Below are 3,981 nucleotides of genomic sequence, written 5' to 3'. Positions count from 1 at the left end.
CGCCGGTCCACGGCATCGAGTGCCGCCTGCGCCTCGACGATCGCCGCGTCCAGGGCCGGTATGCCGTCCTCGACCCGTGCGGCTTCGTCGAGTGCCTTCAGGGCGGCCAGCTCGGACTCGGCGGCGCTCGCGAGCGCCTCGGCGTGCTCGCGCAATCGCTCCGGGATCTCGTTCAAGCGGGCATAGTTCGCACCGGCGTCGGCATAGCCGATCAGGCGGGCGACCTTGCCGTCGAGCCAGCGGGTCAGCGCCCATGCCCTGTAGTCAGGCTGGCCGTAGCGGCGTTTCCAGAGGTACATGAAGAGCGGATCTTCTCGGTAAGAGACACCCTTCTCTTCGCGTTCCGCTTCGCTGCGGTCCGCCTTCTCGGCGGCGTGCGCGGCCTTGCGCTCGGCCTCCGTCGCACGTTCCCGCTGGGCCCTGTAGGCGTCATTCCCGGCAAGCCGGGACTGGGTACGGGCCTCGGCAGCGTCCGCGGCCTGAACCGCGGAATCGACCCGAGCCGCCTGCTCGTTGCGCTCCGTCTCCAGGGTGCGCAGTGCGGCTTCCGCAAACTGGATCTGCTCCTTGAGCAGTGTCAGCGCGGTCTCGCGTTGAGCCAGAAGTGCTGCGACCTGCTGCTCGGATTGGTCCAGGTGCGTAAGCAACGCGGCGTCGGCAAGCAGTCCGACGCGAAGCCGGGCGAGCGCCTTGTAGTCTTCGAGCTGCCCCCGGCGTTGGGCCTGCAGTTGCTGCTCGGCGGCCTCCACCCGTGCCTCGACCGCCGCGACCCGGGTGCGAGCCTCCTCGACCGCCCGATCGACCTCGCCGAGGGTTTGTCTGCCGGACATCATGCGCGGTCTCCAGAGTGAGCGGCGTCTGCCGTGCATGTGTACCGAGCCGCATCGCGGCGTGCTCGATCGATCAAGGGACCGGGAGTTACCATTTTGTGATGGCCCCGCCGGTCGTGCGCATGTCGTACCGCGGAATCAACTCGCCGCGGGCCTTGATGCCGAAGCGGTCGCGCTCGATGATGCCGTCGTCCTGCTTGTCGCTGGCCACCGCGTTGAAGGTCTCTTCGTCCACGCGAAGGCCCCAGACGGCGACGGTCTCCGTCTCGCGGGTCTCTTCGTTGAGGATCGGCACGCGGAGCACCCGCCCGGTCGGATCCACGGCCTCGACCAGGATGTAATAGTTGCGTGCGCCCGTATTCACGTCCGGGATACGCCAGACACCGCTCCGCTCGCCCGGTCGGTTGACGATGCGCAGGCTGTACTCCTGCCCCAAGATCGTCCGGGCCGTCTCCAGCTCGCGCAGCGCCAAGCGGGCGCCTTCGGTGTCGTCGTTGCGCAGTGCGGACTGGCCCGCACCGAGATAGCGCTCCAACGTCTCGCGCGCTCGGTCGTTTCCGGCCAGCGCGATCGCCTCTGCATGGACGCCCACCAAATCCTCCGGCAAGGCGGCATCCGGGGCGACGAATGAGACATAGTGGATGACCGCGGCGAGGACCATGATGCCCAGGATCCCGCCGACCCACTGACCCCAGTCGCCGCGGTTGACATAGACCCGGGCAAGCCGGGTCGCGAGCGAGCGCGACGGCGGGGCGTAGGTAAAGCGCCCTTCCTTGAGCGCCGCCACGCCCTGCTCGATCACATGGCCCGGCACATCGATACCCTGAGCCGTGTAGATCTTGCGCAGACGCTCCTTGAGATCCTCCTCGCGACCGAGGTCGTCGAGCTCGGTCTTCACAAGACGCTCGCGGCGTCGCAGCGTATCCACGACGTCCATCGCGAGCATGACCTCGTCGAGCGGATGCGTGCTGCCGGCAACCGCGGCCTGCGCCCCCGCTGCGCCGACCGGCCGCACGCCGCCGTCGACGCTGGTCTCGGTGCTCATGCGTCGACCTTGAGCTCGAGACCCTTGCCCTCCTCGGCGAGGCGCGCGAGCTTGCGTTTGCCCTCCTCCACCGCGTCGCGGATCTCCTCGGCGTTTCGGGTGCTTTGGACACGCATCTCCTCGATGATCTCGTGCGATCGGGTCTGCCAGGTCACCACGGAGTCGACCAGCTTCTTGACCGCGTCGGCGCGCACGGTCGGCCCGTAGCCGGCCCGAACCGCCGCTTCCTGGACCTTGCCGCCGATATCGGCCAGGACCTCGAGCGACTGACTGACGCCCTCCTTCATCGCCTCCACCGTTTGCGTGCCCTCGTGCAGACCGAACATCCCGGTGAAGGATGCGGTGAGCGCGGTCAGGACCACCTCGTTTGTGCTGAAGAAGCTCACGGCCTGAGCATAGACGCGCTCCTTGGCGTTGGTCGTCTGAAGCAGACGCGCCATCACCACCTCGGAGGTGTTGTAGGAGATGGTCAGGTTGTCCGACAGATCCTTGGCGATCTGATAGCGCTTCTCTTCGAGCTGCAGTGCGCGCACCTGCTCGTCGCGGGCCAGCTCGTAGCGGGCGCGCTCGGCGGGCTCGGCGGACGCATTCGCCTCCACCTGCGTCATGGCCTGGGCCAGCGCCGCCTTCGCCGCGTCCAGCCGAACTTCCGCGGTCTCGAGGACTTCGAGCGCCAGCACCTCGGACTGCTTCAGCGCGCCGCGGAAGTCTTGATAGGCTTCGAGGATCTGATGCTCGCGCCGAATCTGGTCGTCGGTGGAGGCGGTGACGTCCAGATAGCTCGTCTTGATCTTGTCGAAACGGGCGGCGATGTCGCCGCGCGTGACCTTCATCCAGACGTTGCTCATGCGCTCGAAGGTGTCGAGCTTGCCGTCCTCGATCTGATCCACCATCGTCTTGGCATCGTCGCGGATGCTGTTGAAGGCGTTGGTGATGTCCTCGTAGCGACTGCCGATCTCCATCGCCTGGACCTGCTGCCGGACAACGTCGTTGAAGAGCGACGCCTGGCTGAGTGTGCGCGCGATGGCGGCGACGCGCCCTTCGTCGAGGGTCGAGATTTGGTTCAAGAGCGCGATGACCGGGTCGGCTTGGCGGTCGCCCTCGGTCGGGAGCAGTCCCAGGTCGTTAAGGCCGTTCATGGCCTTGTCCAGATACTGCATCGGGGTCGCGCTCGCAACGGCAGCGGTCTCTGTGGTGCTCATGGTGTCCTCCGTAAGGCCGGCGGATCCACCGGTCTTGGACTGTGGTGAAGGCATCCACAGCGCGGGTGCGCAATGAATGGCCGGGCGTCTTTCCGTGTGCTAGTTTTAGCCTTGCCGCATTGGCGGTCAAGGCGTTACAAACCACCGGAGGACACCATGGGACTCTTCGATTTCGCGAAAGACATCGGCAAGAAGCTCTTCGGCAACGAAGCCGAGGCCAGCGATAAGATCAAGGCGGAGATCGAGCAGGACAACCCCGGGATTAAGGGACTGACCGTGAATTACGACAACGGCGTGGTCTCGCTGACCGGCGAGGCCGAGAGCCCGGAGGCGATGGAGAAGGCCGTGCTCATGGCCGGCAACGTCAAGGGCGTCGCCGAGGTCAAGGCCGACCAGCTGACCGCGCCGCCCCAAACCGCCGAGGTCGACTTCTACGTCATCGAGAAAGGCGACACGCTATCGGCCATCGCCAAGAAGTTCTACGGCGATGCCAACGCCTACCCCCGAATCTTCGAAGCCAACCGGGAGGTCATCAAGGACGCGAACCTGATCTACCCCGGGCAGAAGATCCGGATTCCCACGTCGGCCGGGTAGAGTCCTCGAACGCATCGGGCGGCTTCAGCCGCTTTGTGGTGTTCGAGATGGGTGTGGGCGACTGAAGTCGCCCCTACCAGCGACACACCACGCCCTTCTCGAAATATCCTGAATCGCGTCACTGCCGAGACCTCGCCCCGCTCGGCCCGTACCCGCCAATCAAACGCTGGTGTTGACCCCGAGACGCGATTCAGCCGCGCACAAGGGCCAACATATCCGCATAACTCAACCGCCCCCCGCCCTCGCTGCCTTCGAGCAACCCATCCGCCAAATCACGTTTGGCGGCATGCAGCGCCAGGATCCGCTCCTC

Annotated in this window: 3 protein-coding genes and 1 pseudogene; 1 reads left to right on the top strand and 3 read right to left on the bottom strand. The window is 66.0% G+C overall.

Annotated features, from left to right (window positions below; translation table 11 throughout):
• The 3 genes and pseudogenes from VLR48_RS19520 to VLR48_RS19510 all read right to left on the bottom strand — a co-directional run.
• Positions 1-830: pseudogene (locus VLR48_RS19520) on the bottom strand (hypothetical protein); the annotation flags it as partial.
• 88 nt (positions 831-918) lie between these two features.
• Positions 919-1,875, bottom strand: coding sequence for a DUF6384 family protein (locus tag VLR48_RS19515; protein WP_325293376.1), 957 nt, complete (start codon positions 1,873-1,875; stop codon positions 919-921).
• Complete coding sequence (locus tag VLR48_RS19510; protein WP_325293375.1) at positions 1,872-3,077, bottom strand: cell surface protein; 1,206 nt, start codon at positions 3,075-3,077, stop codon at positions 1,872-1,874. The genes VLR48_RS19515 and VLR48_RS19510 overlap by 4 nt, the downstream gene beginning before the upstream one ends.
• A 156-nt stretch (positions 3,078-3,233) precedes the next feature.
• Between VLR48_RS19510 and lysM the strand changes: the two genes are divergently transcribed.
• A complete protein-coding gene (lysM, locus tag VLR48_RS19505; protein ID WP_325293374.1) occupies positions 3,234-3,671 on the top strand; it encodes a peptidoglycan-binding protein LysM in 438 nt (145 codons plus the stop codon).
• The last annotated feature ends 310 nt before the right edge of the window (positions 3,672-3,981 follow it).

The organism is Thiocapsa sp. (assembly GCF_035467215.1).
Lineage (GTDB): Bacteria > Pseudomonadota > Gammaproteobacteria > Chromatiales > Chromatiaceae > Thiocapsa.
This window is presented reverse-complemented; position numbering and strand designations above follow the sequence as displayed.